This window comes from Nostoc sp. TCL26-01, assembly GCF_013393945.1.
Lineage (GTDB): Bacteria > Cyanobacteriota > Cyanobacteriia > Cyanobacteriales > Nostocaceae > Trichormus.
The window spans coordinates 1,624,647-1,640,945 of the sequence record NZ_CP040297.1 but is presented as its reverse complement, the minus strand read 5'-3'; the positions used below and the strand labels follow the sequence as shown (position 1 = coordinate 1,640,945).

At 41.6% G+C, this 16,299-nt stretch carries 15 protein-coding genes; 6 read left to right on the top strand and 9 right to left on the bottom strand.

Annotation, left to right across the window (positions count from 1 at the left end):
- Nucleotides 1–182: 182 nt before the first annotated feature.
- Nucleotides 183–1,274, bottom strand: coding sequence for an alanine dehydrogenase (gene ald / locus FD725_RS06915; protein ID WP_179047439.1), 1,092 nt, complete (start codon nucleotides 1,272–1,274; stop codon nucleotides 183–185).
- A gap of 313 nt (nucleotides 1,275–1,587) precedes the next feature.
- On the opposite strand from ald, the gene FD725_RS06910 reads away from it, so the two are divergent.
- The 4 genes from FD725_RS06910 (at nucleotide 1,588) to FD725_RS06895 (ending at nucleotide 4,373) form a co-directional block, all read left to right on the top strand.
- Entirely contained in the window at nucleotides 1,588–1,758 is a 171-nt protein-coding gene (locus FD725_RS06910) for a chlorophyll a/b-binding protein (RefSeq protein ID WP_179047438.1), read from the top strand.
- A 413-nt stretch (nucleotides 1,759–2,171) separates the two neighbouring features.
- Nucleotides 2,172–2,468 (top strand): hypothetical protein, encoded by a 297-nt coding sequence (locus tag FD725_RS06905; protein WP_179051459.1) that lies wholly within the window; start codon nucleotides 2,172–2,174, stop codon nucleotides 2,466–2,468.
- Between the two features lie 212 nt (nucleotides 2,469–2,680).
- Complete coding sequence (locus tag FD725_RS06900) at nucleotides 2,681–3,754, top strand: WD40 repeat domain-containing protein (RefSeq protein ID WP_179047437.1); 1,074 nt, start codon at nucleotides 2,681–2,683, stop codon at nucleotides 3,752–3,754.
- A gap of 55 nt (nucleotides 3,755–3,809) precedes the next feature.
- Entirely contained in the window at nucleotides 3,810–4,373 is a 564-nt protein-coding gene (locus FD725_RS06895; RefSeq protein WP_179047436.1) for a Uma2 family endonuclease, read from the top strand.
- Nucleotides 4,374–4,461: 88 nt separating this feature from the next.
- Here FD725_RS06895 and FD725_RS06890 read toward each other — a convergent pair whose 3' ends face one another.
- The 4 genes from FD725_RS06890 to FD725_RS06875 form a co-directional block, all read right to left on the bottom strand.
- Nucleotides 4,462–6,297 carry a penicillin-binding protein 2 gene (locus tag FD725_RS06890; protein WP_179047435.1) on the bottom strand — a complete coding sequence of 612 codons (1,836 nt, stop codon included), beginning with the start codon at nucleotides 6,295–6,297 and terminating at the stop codon, nucleotides 4,462–4,464.
- A 133-nt stretch (nucleotides 6,298–6,430) separates the two neighbouring features.
- Complete coding sequence (locus FD725_RS06885; RefSeq protein WP_179047434.1) at nucleotides 6,431–7,069, bottom strand: hypothetical protein; 639 nt, start codon at nucleotides 7,067–7,069, stop codon at nucleotides 6,431–6,433.
- Between the two features lie 199 nt (nucleotides 7,070–7,268).
- A complete protein-coding gene (gene rsmG, locus FD725_RS06880) occupies nucleotides 7,269–8,006 on the bottom strand; it encodes a 16S rRNA (guanine(527)-N(7))-methyltransferase RsmG (protein WP_179047433.1) in 738 nt (245 codons plus the stop codon).
- Nucleotides 8,007–8,096: 90 nt separating this feature from the next.
- Nucleotides 8,097–8,774, bottom strand: a complete 678-nt coding sequence (locus FD725_RS06875) for an ABC transporter ATP-binding protein (RefSeq protein ID WP_179047432.1) — start codon at nucleotides 8,772–8,774, stop codon at nucleotides 8,097–8,099.
- A gap of 289 nt (nucleotides 8,775–9,063) precedes the next feature.
- On the opposite strand from FD725_RS06875, the gene FD725_RS06870 reads away from it, so the two are divergent.
- Nucleotides 9,064–9,996: a Sll0314/Alr1548 family TPR repeat-containing protein gene (locus FD725_RS06870; RefSeq protein WP_179047431.1), complete on the top strand. Its 933-nt coding sequence runs from the start codon at nucleotides 9,064–9,066 to the stop codon at nucleotides 9,994–9,996.
- 256 nt (nucleotides 9,997–10,252) lie between these two features.
- Complete coding sequence (locus FD725_RS06865; RefSeq protein WP_179047430.1) at nucleotides 10,253–10,501, top strand: hypothetical protein; 249 nt, start codon at nucleotides 10,253–10,255, stop codon at nucleotides 10,499–10,501.
- Nucleotides 10,502–10,825: 324 nt separating this feature from the next.
- Here FD725_RS06865 and FD725_RS06860 read toward each other — a convergent pair whose 3' ends face one another.
- The 4 genes from FD725_RS06860 to FD725_RS06845 all read right to left on the bottom strand — a co-directional run bounded on the left by FD725_RS06860 (nucleotide 10,826) and on the right by FD725_RS06845 (nucleotide 16,266).
- Complete coding sequence (locus tag FD725_RS06860) at nucleotides 10,826–12,451, bottom strand: iron uptake porin (protein WP_179047429.1); 1,626 nt, start codon at nucleotides 12,449–12,451, stop codon at nucleotides 10,826–10,828.
- Between the two features lie 130 nt (nucleotides 12,452–12,581).
- A complete protein-coding gene (locus tag FD725_RS06855; RefSeq protein ID WP_179047428.1) occupies nucleotides 12,582–13,208 on the bottom strand; it encodes a Crp/Fnr family transcriptional regulator in 627 nt (208 codons plus the stop codon).
- A 1,053-nt stretch (nucleotides 13,209–14,261) separates the two neighbouring features.
- Nucleotides 14,262–14,930 (bottom strand): phosphate signaling complex protein PhoU, encoded by a 669-nt coding sequence (gene phoU, locus FD725_RS06850; RefSeq protein WP_179047427.1) that lies wholly within the window; start codon nucleotides 14,928–14,930, stop codon nucleotides 14,262–14,264.
- Between the two features lie 28 nt (nucleotides 14,931–14,958).
- Complete coding sequence (locus FD725_RS06845) at nucleotides 14,959–16,266, bottom strand: cell wall metabolism sensor histidine kinase WalK (RefSeq protein ID WP_179051458.1); 1,308 nt, start codon at nucleotides 16,264–16,266, stop codon at nucleotides 14,959–14,961.
- Nucleotides 16,267–16,299 lie beyond the last annotated feature (33 nt).

Here is a 16,299-nt window from a genome sequence, read left to right as displayed (position 1 = left end):
GCAGGGTAAGCAGGGGGAGCAGGGCAGGAAAAATTCCATGATCATGCTTGCTCTCACCCATTGAATATTTTATTTTCTGGAAGTCCTGGAACAACTTGATATTTAAGGCTTGCTCCTAAATAAATTATTCATCTTGTAGAGTGATGAGGATAGGCAAGATGCCCATCCTAAAAGGTAAACTCTTAACTTACCAAATCAGGAAATACCTCTTGCACGGCGGGATGTACTAGGTGATGATTCTGGACGTTGACACCTTTAGCAAGAGCAGAGTTAATATCTAGTGCTTTAATTCCCTGATTTGCCAACTGCACAACATAAGGTAATGTACTGTTATTTAAGGCTTGGGTAGCTGTCCAAGGTACTGCTCCCGGCATATTGGGAACACCGTAATGTACAACACCCTCTTCTATGTATATCGGGTTAGTGTGGGATGTGGCGTGTAGGGTTTCTACACAACCACCTTGGTCAACAGCAACATCAACTATTACTGAACCAGGGTGCATTTGTTTGACTAATTGGCGGGATACTAGAATTGGCGCTCTCCGTCCTAGTACTAAAACAGCACCGATAAGCAAATCGGCTTCTTGGACAGCTGCTTCAATGTGGGCAGAATTACTATAAACTAATTCAACTCTAGAACCAAAGAGAGTTTCTAAGTAAGATAAGCGTTCCACATTTACATCGAGAATTTGCACAGCAGCACCCATACCAACAGCGATTCTGGCCGCTTCTGTACCAACTACACCACCACCTAAAATTACTACTTTGCCTGGTTTGACTCCAGGGACACCACCCAACAGCACACCTCTACCGCCTTGCTGACGTTCTAAGTATCTAGCACCAAATTGGACTGCTAGCCGACCAGCAATAATACTCATGGGGGTAAGTAAAGGTAATTTATTCGCCCCTGATTGCTCTACGGTTTCGTAAGCGATCGCACACGTGCCACAATCAATTAAATGCTCCGTGAGTTTGCGATCGGCTGCCAAATGCAGATAGGTAAACAATATCTGCCCTTTCTGCAAAAATTTGTACTCGCTACTTAGCGGTTCTTTAACTTTAACCACTAATTCTCGGTTCCAAGCTGACTCTACCGTCGGGACAATTTCTGCCCCCGCACTGCGATAATCATCATCTGTAAACCCTGCACCATTACCTGCTTGAGTCTCCACAAAAATGCTATGCCCATTTTCTTGCAATACCCGCACGCTGGAAGGACTCAACCCTACTCTAAACTCTTGGTCTTTAGTTTCTTTAGGAACGCCAATTTCCATGTAACGCCTCTGATAAATTTTTTTGTTTAATTTAGACTGCCAGTCTCTGACTGATACTTCCGTATTATTGATAGCTATCTAAAACTTTAGTTCTCCGGACTTTAATTGAATATCTCAACCTCAAACACTTATCCTTGACTATTGGCCTAGTACCTCTACAATGTATAAAGAATAATTAAAATTTGTTAAACAGCCTTTGCTGAATCACTTAGGCATAAGCCAATAACCCAAACAGTTATTTTGGTATTCCAGCCTAACACTTAGTTCAAAATTTGTTATCAAGTCCCGTTTGCCAAAAAGAGGTTTTTTCCCAATGTCACAAACACAACCAACGGTTACACCCAAACTAGAAGAGCCAAAATTTGGCTTCAACGAATACGCTGAACGCTTGAATGGACGGGCTGCCATGATTGGTTTTTTGTTGATGGTATTAATTGAGTACGTCACTAATCAAGGCGTTCTCTCTTGGCTCGGACTTAAGTAAAGAGGATTGGGGATTGGGGATTGGGGATTGGGGAAGAATTACAACTCAGCACTCCCTCACTCAGCACTCAAAAATGCCCCATATCCAATTCCCACTCTAAAGTTGTAAGCTAGTAGTTACATAGACTTAAGACCAGCTGGAATATCTAGCTGGTTTTGACAATATGGATTTACAGGAACTACATCACAAGATTTACCTTCGACAGCTTTGGGTCAGACTAGAAGACTAAAAAGTGTGAGTTATGTCTTAAACTTGCAAAGACTTTATGTAAGAGAGTTAAATACTACACGGAAAATACCTGCTAAAAAAATTATAATCTACCTAAGCTGCCTCTGATCTGAAAAAGGCAATTCTCAAGTGAAGTATTCTTAAGTAAATTAACGCAAAAGGTGATTTGGACAAATCAAGCTGTGATGAACGCTGTATTACCCCGTTTTTTAAAGTCAGCCTACAGGAAAGAACCCATAATTAGTGTATTGATCACCATGGGCGTGGTGGATGCTCTAATTGGTGGGTTAGATGATAGCTGGTCATTGTTCGCTGTTGGTTTAGGAACAGCAGGTGTTAGCCTTGCTTTTAAACTGTGGCGCAGCAATCAGCAGCGCCGCCCCATAGCGGAAGAGCCTGTAGTGCAACATTACTTACCCTCTCGCTCATCTAGTCCGACTTTACCCATGCTGACTGTGAATAAGAAAAAACCACCTTATTAGAGAGTGGGGGAGTGAGGAACAAGGGGACAAGGGGACAAGGGGACAAGGGGACAAGGGGACAAGGGGACAAAGGGTTGGAAGCTATAACCTAATTACGCATAGGCGGCAAGGACAAGGGGACAAGGGGAAAATAATTTTGACTGTTGACTAATGACTATTGACTATTGACCAATGACTATTGACTAATAAATTGAATCAGGTGAGGAAAAACAGTGGGTAGTGTGGGAAAAGGTGGGGGCTATATCTGGGTACGCCCACATTTTATTGTGGCATTGCTAGCAGCGATCGCTCTGCCACTAAATCTAGGGCCAGGGTTAAAAGTCACAGCTGCTGATGCACCACAGGTAGTCAATAGCACCAGCCAAACAGGAGGGTTTGCTGCTTCTCGCCTACTGTATAGCCTCGCAGCCCATCCAGGGACTGTAAAATCTTTGGCTTTTAGTCCTGATGGCAAAACTCTTGTCAGTGGTGGTGCGTATAACGATGGTATAATCCGTATCTGGAATCCCTTGACTGGGAAGAGATTGGCAACAATCAACAAAGCCCAAAAGACGGCGGTGGAATCTTTGGTAATTTCCCCAGATGGCCAAACTTTAGTTAGTTGTGGTAACGATAATATTATCAATCTCTGGAATCTGAGGAATAATAAATTCACACGCTCTTTTGTGGGACATACAGCGAGTGTATTGTCTTTAGCGGTGTCTCCTGATAGTAAAGTTTTAGTCAGTGGAGCTTTGGATGGTATTCGCGTTTGGGATTTACTGCAACAACGCCCATTAGCTACCTTAGTCCGCTTTGATAATAGAATTTATACATTAGCATTGAGTCGTGATGGTCAGACTCTAGCCAGTGGTGATAAAAGAGGTGTGATTAAACTGTGGAACTTAAGCACAGGTAAATTCATTCGGGGATTTGCAGCTCATAGTGGTGCAGTTACAGGTATTGCTTTTACTCCCGATGGGCAAAATTTAGTCAGTTCTAGTAGCGATCGCACAATTAAAATTTGGAATATATCATCGGAACAACTCATCCGTACCCTCACAGGACATAGTAATTGGGTAAATGCGATCGCCATTAATCCCGATGGCAAAACTCTCGCTAGCGCCGGCAGAGATGGAATTAAGTTGTGGGATTTAACCACGGGTGAATTATTAACCACATTATATGGACATAGTGATTGGGTAAGTGCGATCGCCTTCAGTCCAGATGGGCAACTTCTCGCCAGTGGTGGATTTGATGGCCGAGTTAATATTTGGGGTAATCCAGCCACCACAGTCCGCAGGTAAGACACATATTTTTCCGAATTACGAATTTGTATTACATCTTGTAAGAAAACCTGAAATGGTACAGATTCCTGCCACTACTCTAAGTCTAAACGAATTCCTCAAACTGCCAGAAACAAAACCAGGCAGTGAGTACATTGACGGGCGTACTATCCAAAAACCGATGCCACAAGGAGAACATAGCGCCATTCAGACTGAGTTAGCACCTGCCATCAATTTAATTCTCAAACCCAAACAAATTGCCAGAGCTTTTTCAGAACTGCGTTGTACTTTTGGTGAGAGATCAATCATCCCTGATATTTCTGTGTTTTTGTGGCATAGAATTCCACGACAGGAAAATGGTAGAGTTGCTAACGTCTTCTCCATAGCCCCAGATTGGACAATCGAAATTTTATCTCCTGATCAAAGTCAAACTAAAGTCACCAAAAATATTCTCCATTGCCTCAAATATGGAACTCAGATGGGGTGGTTGATTGATCCCCAAGAACAATCTGTATTTGTTTACCCACCAGATCAGCCAACATCTTTTTACGATCAGCCAACAGCAGTATTACCAGTGCCAAAATTCGCCCAAGATTTCACCCTCACCGTAGAAGGATTGTTCAGTTGGTTATTGAGATAGATAAGAGGAGTGAGGGAGTAAGGGACAAGGGGACAGTGAGATAAGAATAATGACCATTGACTATTGACTATTGACTATTGACCATTGACTATTGACCAGACTTTTGGTCAACAACCAAACTGGGAGGGATTTTTTCAATGGGGATGAGTGCTTCCATCACAGACTTGACAATTGGCGCTGCAACAGTAGAACCATAGGCATTTGCGCCCTTTGGTTCATCTACTAGAGCTAAAATTACGTAGCGGGGTGATTCAACTGGTAAAATAGCCACAAAACTAGTGATTCTCGCACCAGCGATATAGCCGCCGTTGGGACTAGCTTTTTGGGCTGTACCAGTTTTACCAGCGATGCGATAGCCAGCAATTTGGGCAGGTTTACCAGTACCTTCGGTGACTACAGTTTCCATCATTTCTACGACTTTATGCGCTGTTGTCGCAGAGAAAATTTGCCTGGGTGCTGGACGAGAGGGTGTGTAGTGCATTTGTCCTTTGGTATCAATTAGTCCTCGGACAACATGGGGTGTGACTAATTTACCACCGTTAGCTAGCGCTCCCTGCATTTGGACTAGCTGTAATGGTGTCAGAGAAAAACCTTGTCCAAAAGAGGTAGTTGCAGGTTCAATTGGCGAGTTGATAAATTCTTCTTGACTTTTGAGTCTACCGCCAACAGCAAAAGGTAAATCTGTATCTAGCGGCTGTCCTAGTCCCAAACGTTCTAGCCAGTTGTAGTAAATTGAAGGCTTGAGGCGTTGGATGATTTGCACCATGCCAATATTGCTAGAGTTTTGCAAAATTTGCGCGATGTTGATCCGCCCGTAACCGTTGCGTTGAGCATTTCTGATAGTGTAGTTAGCTACTTGAATTGAGCCAGGATCATTAAATACATCATCTGATTTAATCACACCATTTTCAAGTGCGATCGCCACATTTAAAGGTTTAAAAGTTGATCCTGGTTCATAGAGATCCGCTACTGTCCAGTTTTTGAACAGTGAGATATTAGCTTTGGAATATTCATTAGGATTATAGGTGGGCTGAGAAGCCAGTGCGAGGATCGAGCCATCCATCGCATCCATCACAATCACTGCTCCCCGTTTCCCCCCAAACTTATCTAGTTGTTGTTTGAGTGCTGTACGAGTAGCCCGTTGCAAACGACTATCAATAGTCAATTGCATCCGCAAATCATCAGAATTCAAAAAACCTTCAGGAGCATAATCTGGCATCAGCGCCCCATTACCAGAACGACTCAGTCGGACAGTTTTGACAGAGCGTTCTAGCCATTTTTCCTGGCTATATTCCACACCAGCTTGACCGCGACGGTCAACATTGACATAGCCTACCACATCGGCTACTAAATCATCTTGGGGATAATAGCGGGAGTATTTGGGAATTAATTCTAAACCATCTAAGTTTAATGCCTTGACGCGATCGCTAATTTCTTCAGGTAAAGATGCAGCTAAGGTAATTCCCGTTTTTTGACTTTGAAAAATTTTGACTAAATCAGCAGGATTTCTATTAATGATAGGTGCTAAAAGTTCAGCGATCGCTTCATTAGTCTTTTTAAACAGCTTCGGGTGAGCATAGACAGTAAATACAGGACGGTCAACAGCTAATACATTATCATTGCGATCGACCACCAAACGCCGGGGCATATATGGACGCAAATTTACCATTTGCTGATTGCGGGCTTTCTCAGTCAGCTTTGAACCTTGGACAATCTGCAAATTATACAAATTAATCGCCAGTCCTACTCCAGCCGTCATTAATATACCCCAAACAATCAAAAGTCTGCTTCTCGGACTAGATACTTGCTCTTGGGGGTTAGACGCAATTGTCTGATTAGGGATTCTTCTAGAATTCCTTTGCCGCCTCGTAAAATCTGGCTTTTGAAACTTTCTGAACTTTAATCTACTTGGTGACTTTTGCATTACCCTGTTCAGTGTTAATGGTCATTGGTCAATAGTCATTAGTCAATAGTCAATAGTCAATAGTCATTAGCATTTCTTCTTCTCCCCTGCTTCCCCTGCTTCCCCTGCTTCCCTTGCCTCCCTAACTCCTTCCCTAATATCCCAATGCTGAAGAGGCTGGCTGTTGGGGTTGAGAGGTTGGTTTAATGCTGAGTGGTGCTACTTCAGCAGTTTTGGGTACTGGAGAGAGGAAGATAGTTCTAGAAGGAGTTGGTGATACTAATCCTGCTGATTGGCGCTCTGCTTCCTCCGCCATTTTGTTGGTTAATATGGCGTTAGTTGTGGTGATTTGCCGTTCATCACGTTGTAATTTTTGTAGTCTATGGTAGCTCTGACTCCATAATTCTTGGGTGTATACAGTGAATCCATAAACAGCCAAAGTTGTGGTGACTAGAGCAAAACCTGCAATTGAGGAATAACGATGTATGGCGTAAAGTCGCTGCAACCACAAAGGTGTTGTCTTAGCAGTAGAAACAACAGATGTGTTAGGAAACTCTGACTTAGGATTTTTCTGTTGTTGACTTGCCTTGACTTTAGCCTGAGAAGTTTTTTGTGTATCTTTCGAGAACGGACGTTGTCTTGTTGATGCGCCAGATGGAGCCTTAGAGGCAAATATAGAAGCATTGCCCACTCCTGATTCTGGACGTACTCGTCTTTTCTTGATGGATGGGCGAGAACCTCTTTGAAACCAAGTGCCAGAAGCAGAAACATGGGATGTGCGAACAGCAGCCATAAGTTTTTTAAAATAGAAAATACTGTATTTTAGACTGATTATTTGATTTTGCTAAGATCCAGTTCGTATTTTTTGTAATAAATATATCTAAGCTTCTATTCGTTGTCCAGTACCTCTGTGTTGAGGCTTTTTAGAGCGAAACAGTGTAAATTAGAACTAATTTACATAACTTTGAGCCTTAATTGAGCCATATTGATATTTAAAGCGGTTTTTGTGTCGGTATACCAACAGTACGAGGAAATTTAGTGGGTGTATTCCTTATTTTTCGTAAATACAAACAGTGACGAACACTATTAGTTAAAGGCGTTGTGAATTGTTGTATTAATTCGACTTCACCACCCAACTGTTGTACAGCATTTGATAAAGTTATAGTCTCTGCCTCTGTCCAAGTGCCTCGGTAGATAATGGCTAAACCACCTTGTTTGAGCAATGGTAAAGTATATTCGGCACAAGCAGATACATTACCAACGGCCCGGATTAAAGCTAGGTCATATTTTTGTCGATGCTGGGTTTGTTGTCCGATTTCTTCAGCTCTACCAACAAGGGTTTTGACATTAGCTAAAGCTAGTTCACTAACAACTTGCTCAAGAAAATTGATTTTTTTTCGAGTTGAATCTAAAAGCGTAATTGTCGAGTTAGGTGCAACAATAGCGATGGGAACACCAGGAAATCCCGCACCTGTACCAATATCAACGACAGATGCACCAGCTACAAGAGAAGAAATAAATTGTTGCTGTGGTATGATTCCACGCAAGGAATCCCAAAGATGTTTTTCCCAAAATTCTTGAGGTTCGGTGATGCGCGTCAAGTTTAACTGACGATTACCTTCTAGGATTAACTCATGAAGCTGCTGAAATTGCGTTTGTTGTTCGTCAGTTGGTTGCCATTTCAGGGTTTGCTGCCAAATTTGTGCCATTTCAGGCAATAGGTTAGTCATTAGGCATTAGTCAATAGTCAATAGTCAATAGTCAATGTTTCTATACTCAGCACTCAGCACTCAGCACTCAGCACTCTCTATTCTTTGATTTCAAACAGCTGGTAGGGGTTCTCTGATTTTTGCTTCTAGTAGTGTTGCTGGTTCTACTGATTGTAGTTCACCGTGGTTGAGTGTCCAACAACGATCTGCGATCGCTAACAAATCCCCGGCATCATGTGTTACTACTAATAGTGTCCAGTCTTGTTTGAGTTTGGCTAATAAGTTTACTAGTTGCCGACGCATTGACCAATCTAATCCTGCTGTCGGTTCATCTAATAACAATATATTTGGTTGACGAATTAATTGTACTGCTAAAGCTAATCTTCTTTGTTGACCGCCACTTAAGGCATAAGGTGCGGCGGAGAGGGATAAATGTTCTAGTCCGACTTCGCTTAAGGCTTGTCTGACTCGTTCTGTTCCTAACTCTGGATGCCCTAAACGTAATTCTTCTAAGATTGTACCGCCACAAAAGTGTCGCTCTGGAAACTGAAATACTAACCCAGCCAATTGTTGTATTTGTTCTGCAATCAGTTCTTGTTCTCGCCAGAAAACTGCACCGGATGTTGGTTCAGCCAAGCCAGATAAAATTTCTAGTAATGTACTCTTACCGGAACCGCTAGGGCCGATAATTAATCCCATCTGTTGTGGTGCTAATTCTAAGTTGATGGATTTGAGGATTGCTGTTGGGCAGGCTGTAGGATGATAAATCAAATTTCGGAGATAGAGCATTTGTTAAGATTACCGATGGGGCATGGGGCAGTTTTTGGTATTGAGTATTTTTTACTCTCAACTTGGTACTCAGCACTAACTTGTCTCTAGTGAGAAAGCAATGATTCTTGTTTCATTGTGACAGAATACCCGTGAACAATGGCTACAACAACTTGAGGAACTAGAAATTCTGATCTAAGTCTAAATGTGTGGAGTATTTTAGCTATGAAATATAGAGATTATCATCAGTTTTTTTATATTTTAGGTAATAGATATCACTGTTGTAACCGTAATTACTCTAGGGCTGACAATGAATAAAAGTTTTTTCTCTCCTCACTCAATCATATTTTCGCTATTGACTAAGCTTGCTCCGGCGACTTTTGGTTTGGCGATCGCATTTTATCTGGGTATCACCCCATCTTTGGCTGGTGATCCGTTTCGCACCAGTGAACAGCGTAAAATTGGTGACAAAACAGAAGCAGCTTTTAAAGCAGTTTTTCAACAGGGTGATTATCCAGCAGCCGAGCGTTACCTGAATCAAGCCATATCTAGCGAAGCAGATGAACCGCTAGCTTATGCTATGAAAGCATCCCTAGCATACATTAATCAAGACTTGAGCGCACTGGATAAATATAGCCAAAAAACGCTAGAAACTGGACAAAAGTTAGTTGCTACTGATGAATTACGCGGCAATATATACACGGCTGTCGGGCATTTTCTAGAAGGGGGAGCAGTTTTGACTCGTCAAGGTACACTCAAAGGCGCACCCCAAGCTTTGAGTCGGTTACGGCAAGTTTACGATTATTTAGATAAGGCGGAGGCTATTTCTCCCAGAGATCCAGAACTGAACTTACTCAAGGGTTATATGGATTTGATGTTGTCTGTGAGTCTACCTTTTGCTAATCCTGATGATGCTATCAACCGCTTGGAAGCAAACGCAGCGCCGCAGTATTTAACAAATAGGGGTATTGCTTTAGCCTATCGTGACTTAAGACAATACTCTCAAGCTCTAGATTACACAAATCGTGCCATCAAAGTTGCATCAGATAATCCAGAATTGTATTATCTGAAAGCGCAAATCTTGAAAGAACAGGGTAGACAAGAAAAAAGTCAGCAACTAATTCAAGATGCGATCGCTAATTTTGACAAAGCCTTAACGAAAAGATCCCAACTTCCCAAAAATTTAGTCAGACAAATTGAGCGTGAACGCAATAGTGCGGTTAATAGTCTTAATAGGCAATAGGCAATAGGCAATAGAAATAAGGGTTTTAGCTTAGAAATGTAGGTAGAGCATGAGACATTTATTATATGTTCATGCTCTTTTATAACTGAGTTAAAGTGCAATACGGTTCAGCTAGCGTTAAAAACCTTAAATTGTGTAGCGATTGTATATTTTTTTAGTTGGAAGTTCCTCCAGTAGTTCAGTCCTATGAAGTATAGTATATAAAAAAACAACTAATCTTCTTAATTACGAATTAAGAACTACGAATTATTCTTACATGGACGCTTTTGCTCCCATCCCGCCTGAATGGACAAATAAGGCAGTTCACGCTTATGAGTTTTGCTGTCCTAGCTGTCATGCTAGTAGCTTAGAGGCTTTACAAGTTTGGATTAACCGGCGATCGCCTGTACTAACAGAAGACCATCGGCGCAAATGGCAGGAATTTTACCACTGCCAATGTGGTAGTGTGTGGTGGGCATGGAGTAGCGATCGGCCTCCATCAAATTTATCTAATCAACATGACTAGGACTTACGCACTCAACCAATAAACCCTTCTAAGGGTGGTCAATAGTCCATAGTCAATTGTCAAAATCAAGTTTTCTGGGACTGTTGACTATTGACTGTTGACAAAAAGCCAGAAAATTTAGTGACACCGAATAAGTCCTAATAGATATTTTGTCAACAAAAACCCGCCTGAAGGCGGGTTTTTGTCTATTTAACTGTTATGGTACTTACGCAAGATTTGGCGAAAAATCTTATGATTACGTAGTGGTAATTCATGAATTACCGCTACTTTCGTGCTGTTTTGCGTAAGTCCTGTGTTATGCAAACAGTCTGTCAGCACCCCTTCTTAGAAGGTGAAGGTGGTACGCAGAGTACCTACGTAAACTGTGTCATTGTTATCGTTGTGTTCAGGATTGAAGATTACCAACAAACCAGGTGTTACTTGAATGTTATCAGTCAACTGGATTTTGTATAAACCTTCTAGGTGGTAAGAAGTATCATTATCTTCTCTAGCACTGATATCGTTGCTGGTAACTTTGGGTGGTTGACCAAATATCACACCTAAAACGTTACCTTCTCTACCAAAGTCTTTCAACCCAAGACTAGCAGCCCAATACCAAATATCTGCATCTCTACCTTTGTTTGGACCAGACTCAGAAGTGGCAGTAGTGTAACCTGCCCATCCACCAATTGTAAACTTGGAGCTTGGTTGGAAGCTAGCTTGAATACCGTAGTTATTAGCTGAAACAGCGTTACCGTTACCAAATGGGCTGTTGGCAAAACCACTTCCTGTGCTACCAAATAAGTTGATGTTGTTAGGACTATTTTGATAGGTGCGCGCGTAGGCAAAAGCAACGTTAAACTTTGAGCTTGGCTTGAAGGCTACTTGACCGAAGATGGTATTGGCACCGTTGAACAGACCATTATCATCATTAGGGTTATTAGCTGTATTACCCAAGTAAGCAGCAGACAGTGTGAGAGGGCCAGTTGGATTCACAGTCACTGTTACACCAGCACCACCTTGACCTTGACGATAGATGGGGCTGAAGCGTCCGTAACGGGAAAGCGCACCTCTACCAGAGCTAGCAAAGTCAGGGTTGAAGGTGTTGACGTTTTCGTACAATTCACCACCAGTTGCATCAACTTTCACTCGAATTGCATCACTGAAGTTGAAAGCGTAGTTGACTTTATCTATGGCAACAGCGTTGGTAGTATCAGATACATCAAATCCCAAACGGGTCATGTTAGTACCTGAAACACCAGCATTGGAAACAAGATTACCTGAGTTCAACCGAATTTGTAGTTGGTCTTTACCTGTGAAGCTGCTGTACAGGTTCAAGCGCACCCGGTTAGAGAAGGTGGTGTTACTTTGTAAATCGGCGTTGTTGTTGGGGTTGTTGTCTGTATCAGCTCTTGTATCCCCAAAAACTTGAGAACCTACAAAAATTGCTTCCCCAACTAACTTGGTAGTTGTCGAGAATTGGTTTGCTTCCAACTCAGCTGTGCGCGCTTCTAGAGCATCGACACGACCGCGCAGGGTAGCTAGTTCCGCAGAAAATTCTTCTTGTAAGCGTTGTAAGGTAGCTAGGTCTTGCTTGGTTACCAAATCAGCTGTGGCTGTGGCAATTAGTTCGTTAACTCTGTCTAAACAAGCATTCAAACCAGCCGCAAATTCATAACGGGTTAAAGCCCGGTTACCACGGTATGTACCGTTGGGATAACCTGCAATACAGCCGTAGCGCTCAACTAGTGATTGTAAAGCTTGGAATGCCCAATCTGTTGGTTGTACATCAGAAAACTGTGAGACGGATGTTACTTGACCGATGTCTTGAGATTGAGAAGCTTGAGTTAACTGAGCAACGCTGGTTGCTGGTTCATTTGCTTCAGCCGCTAACACGCTATTGGTAGCCAATAGTGTCGCTGCAAAAACAACTGGACTAACTTTTAAAGCGTTCCAGAATAGTTTTGTCATAGTTTTACTTTCACTCACACCAACTAGTTCACTCTCATGGTAAAATCTCTAACTTTAGTATTAGTAAGGAAGTTTACACATGATTTTCAGTACCGATTATACATCTTTGACATTACTTAGCACAAGACAATCAATAATCTTTTGAACTCTTATTCATAATTTTTTTATTTGTTAAACATAGAATAATTCGACGTTTGTATCTGACTAGCATTCCTTCTGTTTCAAATTGCTGTAGCAATCGCGTCACTGTGACTCTTGTCGTGTTCAAGACTTCAGCAATTTCTTGATGGGTAATGTGGATCTCGATTAAGTTACCTTGTTCTACATTCCGTCCGAATTTTTCACTTAACCACACCAAAAATTGCCACAAACGTAAGGCGATGGGTTTACGATGAACTATGCTTAAAAGCTCTTCAGAATGTTGAATATGAGAAAATAAATTATTAATATACTGATGCCAGAGATGAGGAGGTATGATACTAGCCTCGACGCTGGTTAAGCATTCAATTTGATACGGTTTAACTCTGGATAAGGGATAGCCAATCACATCTCCTGGCCCCCAATAACCCAAGGTGATATATGTTCCGTCTTCACTCCAAGTTAAGGTACGAACAGCACCACGCTCGATCTGCCAAAGCACATCATTTTTTGGGGGAATGATTTCTCGTCGAGTAAATAGTTTTTGTACTAACTGTTCATTGAAGTGAGAGTCATTCAAGATGACAGAAGTATTTTCTGTGAAAATTATAGAAGACATTATGGAAGAGTTTTTGAGTGTGGTAGTTGTGTATTTAGAAATTGATTACAGATAATTGATGTTTTTCATGATTGATTGTGGGAAATTTATATGCGGTACAAAATTTATTGCTTATTCGATAATTTCATTGCTAATATGTAGTACTTTTACTCTCAATTAAGTTATGTAGATTTTATTAGGAAACTTGGATGATATTTTAATATGAATTGATGAATAACCCTAATAATACTATTCCTAACATTCTAAAATTGAGATATTCTAATAACAGCCATGAGGTTGCAATTGTGATTCTAAATGTTGTAGCTGTATTTGCGACTACTATTTAAGTCAGGACAAATCCAACGTTTGTTAGAAACGCTCCACTGTATTAATTGATATTTAATGCTATATAAATACTACTAGACTAGGTGATGTTTTTATCTACCTATATGACAATCTAATTGTCTAAGTTTAAGAAAAGGTAAACCTTTTGTAAAAAATAACTATGATTAATTAACTTTTAATTATTTACAAATTGTGAATGTGATTAATAATTTTAATGTATCAGATGTCGCTAGAGCAGAGCGTAACCCAAGACCCTAAACTACCAGGACTTACTTGTTATAGAGGCGTTAGGGCAAAGGTCAAAAAAACTTGTCGAACTCACGTCACGTTAAATTAGCACTTTGGTGAAGTAACAATCTAGCGTTTCCCAGTTGAGTGAGGTACATATTTTTAGTCAGCAGAGGCTACCCACATTGCTTACAAGCAGTAGGGGCGGGTTAATACAGTTATCAGTTATCAGTTAACGCTGATTCAATTATATTGACTGATAACTGTTCACTGTTAAAGTGGGAGACTTAAACCCAATTATCTTGACTGATAACTGTTTACTGATAACTGATAACTGATTTAACCCGCCCCTACGACCTCTGGACTAGACAGGTGTACTTCATCGGCATGAAAATCGCCATACATCACCAGAGTAATTTTAAAAATGCGATCGCCTAATTAACCCTCTTTAATCACTCTTGCCAGATAAAAATCTAAACCTCTTATTTTTCAAGACTAGGGTTAAGAACGTTGACCTGTGACGATATACGCTACTCTCTGACCGATGTTAGTTGCATGATCTGCCATGCGTTCGAGACAGCGAATTGCCAGTGCTAGTAATATAATCGGCTCAACTACGCCTTGTACATCGCGTTGTTGAGCTAAAGTTTGGTAGAGGTGATCGTAAGCATTATCGACAACATCATCCAAATGCTTGATGTTGCGTCCACCGGCTTCATCTAAGTCTGCCAAAGCTACTAAGCTAGTTGCTAGCATAGCTTGAGCATGGTGAGACATGACTGCTATTTCTGGTAAAGATGTGTGAATGGGATAGGGAAAGAGTTTCACGGCGATTTCGGCTAAATCTTCGGCATAATCACCAATGCGCTCTAAATCTCGCACCAACTGCATAAAAGCACTCAAGCAGCGCAAATCTTGTGCTGCCGGGGCTTGTAATGTCATGATAGCAGTACAGTCTGATTCTATTTGTCTGTAAAAGCGATCAATCTTTTTATCTAATCGGGGCAGTTCCTCAGCAGCTGTCAAGTTGCGGGCAAATAACGCTTGATGGCTGAGGCGAAATGATTGTTCTACCAAAGCTCCCATGCGTAAGACATCCCGTTCTAAGCGCCTAATGGCGCGTGCTAAATGGGGACTTTCGGGGTTGGGACTATAAACAACGGCTTTCACACTTGTAGTCTCAAACGTGAAGATATCTCTAACTATAGTCTTGGCATGAGGAGTTTGCCATAACTTCGGGAATTTGTAATTGTATCCATGCACCTCCGGTTTCTGGGTGATTCATGGCTTTGATCGAACCACCGTGAGCGAGAATTATCTGGCGAACGATCGCTAAACCCAAACCATTACCAACAATATTATGATCTTTTAAGGCTGAATGAGTCCTGGCTTTATCTCCCCGGTAAAATCGCTCAAAAACATGGGGTAAATCTTCGTCAGCGAAACCCTCACCGGCATCAATCAGATTAACTTCGATGATAGGGGGTTCATGGTTTGAGGGAGAGATTTTGGCTTGGATGTGAATACTGGTAGCGGGAGAACTATACTTGATGCTGTTGTCTAATAAATTGAGAAATACCTGATAAAGTCGGGCAGGATCAGCTTTAATCCAGAGATTTTCTGGGCCAGAATAAGCAAAAGACAGATGTTGACGCTGTGCTAAAGGTTCTAGGGTTTCCCAGACTGAAGTGATGAGCGATCGCAATTCTACAGCTTCAGCTTGCAATTGCATTGTGGGATTTGCTTCCATTTGCGTCAGTTCTAACCAACTTTGGACTAAATTTACTAGTCGGTCAACTTCTTGCATCAAGCGGTCTACCCAACGATTTAAAGGCGGTTCTAACCGATTTTGTAGGGTTTCGACAACTAACCGAATGGAAGTTAGGGGTGTTCTCAACTCATGAGCTAAATCGGAAAATGATCGTTCCCTGACTTGATTCATATCCAGTAGAGGTTGGCGATTTTCTAAAAAAACGCCCACTTGACCATCAGGTAAGGGTAAGCTAGAAGCCCGCAACATCAAAGACTTGATTGTCAGCAGTTCTGCGGCGTTATCGCAAGAGGGATGAAACACCCATTCTTTAGTTTGTGCTTTTTGGCGATCGCGTGTTTGTTCAATTAACTGATCCAGTTCATAAGAGCGTACCAATTCTAGCAACAGACGTACCTGTCCTGGTTGCCATCTTTGTAAGTACAAAATGGTTCTGGCTTGCTGATTACACCACAACAGTTGATTTTCTTCATCAACTTGCAAATATCCCACAGGTGCATAGTCCAGCAAGTCTTGGTGCGTTTGTAAAGACTGCTGCAAATCTTGCCTCTGCTGCTTGAGAGTGGCAATTTCTCGGCGCAAACGAGGCAGCAATGGCAAAGCCACCTTCATTTTAGAAGGGCGAGAATTGAGAGGTTGGAGTAATCGCTCCAGGTAGCGGTTTAGTTGAACCTGTTGCCAGATCCAAAACCCAATGCCTACGGTTAAACCCAGCAGAAATCCCAATAAAAGCATTTGAGTTTGAGTTGTTAGTTGCAAAAGGTCTAA